Source organism: Flavobacterium sp. FPG59 (genome assembly GCF_002150205.1).
Classification (GTDB): domain Bacteria; phylum Bacteroidota; class Bacteroidia; order Flavobacteriales; family Flavobacteriaceae; genus Flavobacterium.
Genome location: NZ_MTCA01000304.1, coordinates 1 through 2,918, shown reverse-complemented (window position 1 = coordinate 2,918; position 2,918 = coordinate 1). Strand labels below are relative to the sequence as shown.

At 35.3% G+C, this 2,918-nt stretch carries 1 protein-coding gene; it reads right to left on the bottom strand.

Annotated features, from left to right (window positions below):
• A partial coding sequence (locus tag FPG59_RS15350; protein WP_086455428.1) for an FAD-binding and (Fe-S)-binding domain-containing protein occupies positions 1-2,908 on the bottom strand: 2,908 nt, incomplete at its 3' end.
• Positions 2,909-2,918 lie beyond the last annotated feature (10 nt).

The window sequence follows — 2,918 nt, the reverse complement described above, 5'->3', positions numbered from 1 at the left end:
AGAAACTTTTCAAAATTGTAATAGGATGTTCTGCTTTTTTCCCTGTTCCGTCAAAAATTTGATGTCTACAGCTTGTACCTGCTGCAACTAGAACTATTTCAGGATCAGCAGTTCTTATTTTTGGGAATAAAGTATCCTCTCCCATTTGCATGCTCACTTCATAATGTTCTTTCTCATAACCAAAAGAACCTGCCATACCACAACAACCCGAATTGAAAATAGTAACAGTACTATTTTCAGGTAGATTTAGCATGGCAAATGTAGCTTGTGTAGTACTCAATGCTTTTTGGTGACAATGTCCATGTATTTTTATGGTTTGTTTTTTATTTGAAAAATGAGCTTTTGTAATTTTACCTTTTGTAATTTCATTTTTAAAGAATTCCTCAATTGTATATACATTTTCAGCTAACTCTTTCGCTTTTGATTTATCATCTGTTAGACGAAGATATTCATCCCTAAACGTCAAAATGGCGGATGGTTCAATACCTATTAAAGGTGCATCTTCAGAAACATATTCTGAAAAAACAGAAACATTGTAATTTGTAATTGCTTTGGCTTGTTCCAAAAAACCCTTAGATATATAGGCACGTCCGCTTTCTTCATGATCCAAGAGAATTACTTGGTACCCTAATTTTGTTAATACTTGATAAGAGTCTATTCCAACTGAAACATCATAATAGTTTGTAAACTCATCACAAAACAAGAATACTTTTCCGTTTTCAAAAACACGAGTAATTTCGTTTTCACTATTTTTCTCATACCACTTTCTAAAAGTTTGTTTAGCTAATAGTGGCACTTCTCTTTTGGGTGCAATTCCCATGCTTTTTTTTACAAATGGCAAATTAACCATGTAATTAGTAAGTCTAGGAAAAAGACTTCCCAAACCATTCAGTTTAGCATTGTAAGCAAAAACTTTATTTCTCCAAGAATAGCCATTAGTTTCTTGATATTGATATAAAAACTCCGATTTCAATGCAGCAACATCTACATTACTTGGACATTCGCTTGCACATGCTTTACAACTTACACATAAATCAAAAACCTCATACAACTCCTTGTGATTAAACTTATTAGCCTGATCTGAAAGTGTTAAAAATTCACGCAATGCATTAGCCCTTGCTCGGGTTGTATCTTTCTCATTTCTAGTTGCTCTATAACTGGGACACATGGTTCCTCCTGCCGAAGGTAGTTTTCTACAATCGCCAGAGCCATTGCATTTTTCGGCAGCTCTAAGCACCCCCATACTGTCCGAAAAATCTTGAATTGTTTTGATTTCTGGTTCTATTCTTCCGGCTTCAAACCGTAAATTTTCATCCATTTTAAAAGCATTCACAATTTTACCCTCATTCATAATACAATGAGGATCAAAAGCAAATTTGACTCTCTTAAGCAATTCGTAATTTTTTTGCCCAATCATAAATGGCAAAAACTCACCTCTCACAATCCCATCACCATGTTCCCCGCTGAGTGAACCACGATATTTTTTGACCAAAATTGCAACTTCTGTAGCAATATTTCTGAATTGGTGAACGCCTTCCTTGGTCTTTAAATTCAATACTGGCCTAAGATGCAATTCACCAGCACCAGCATGAGCATAGTAAATAGCACTTTGGCCGTGACGTTCCATCATGGTTGAGAAATCAGCAATGTATTGCGGTAAATCACTTAATTCAACCGCTGTGTCTTCAATAGAATCAGCAGCTTTGTCATCACCCACAATACTTCCCAAAAGTCCTAAACCAGCCTTTCGCAACTCATTAATCTTATCAATATCAGTCCCATAAATTTTAGGTAAGGCATAGCCAAAATTGTTTTTTTCTAAATCCGCTATCAATAGATCTGCTTGATTTTCTGCATCTTCCATACTTTTATAGGAGGCTACTTCAAGCATGATTACCGCTTTGGGTTCACCCTGAATAAAAAACCTATTTTTAGCCTGTTCTCTATTGCTTTTTGTGCAATCAAGTATGGTATCATCCATCATTTCACAAGTGTACAAATGATGTTTCATAGCAGTAACTACGGCCTCAAGACTCTCTTGAATAGAATTAAAATGAGCTACAACCATTACATTATTTGTAGGCGGAAGTAAGTCTACTTTTAATGTGATTTCAGTAATAAAAGCAAGAGTTCCTTCGCTTCCGCAAATGAGTTTGGCTACATTTATAGTTTTTTGGTTTCCACCAAAAAGTTCTGAATGCAACAGCAAATCAACTGCATAGCCTGTATTTCTTCGATGAATTTCAGGTTTTGGAAATTCTTTGACAATTTCTTTTTGGTTTTCAACATTTGAAAGTTCCTCATACATAGATTTGTAAATAGCACTTTCAAGCGTATTCCCTTTTGTTTTTTCGATAAACGCATCAGAAGTAATTTCGTTAAAAACAACTTTCGAGCCATCACTTAAAATGGCATGAATCTCCTGAACCTTGTCTCTTGTCACTCCATAGCGTATGGATGTAGTTCCAGATGAATTGTTACCTACCATTCCTCCTATCATACATCGGTTTGAAGTAGACGTATTGGGACCAAAAAACAAACCGTATTCTTTTAAAAACAAATTAAGTTCATCCCGAATCACTCCTGGCTGTACCGTTACGGTTTTATTTCTAGCATCAAATGAAATTATCTTTGTAAAATGTTTAGAAACATCAACAATGATTCCGTTTCCTACCGTTTGCCCAGCAAGTGATGTACCAGCTGTTCTGGGCGTAATTGAAATTTTATTTTGAGCCGCAAAATGTATTATTTTGATGATGTCATTCTCAGTTTTGGGTATGGCTACAAGAAGTGGTTTAATACGATAAGCAGATGCATCTGTGGCATACAAAGTTTTATGTAATTCATCTTGTAAAAGAGTTCCCTCAAATGATTGGGATAATTGTTCCAATTGAAGCGATATTGACATCTATAAGTCC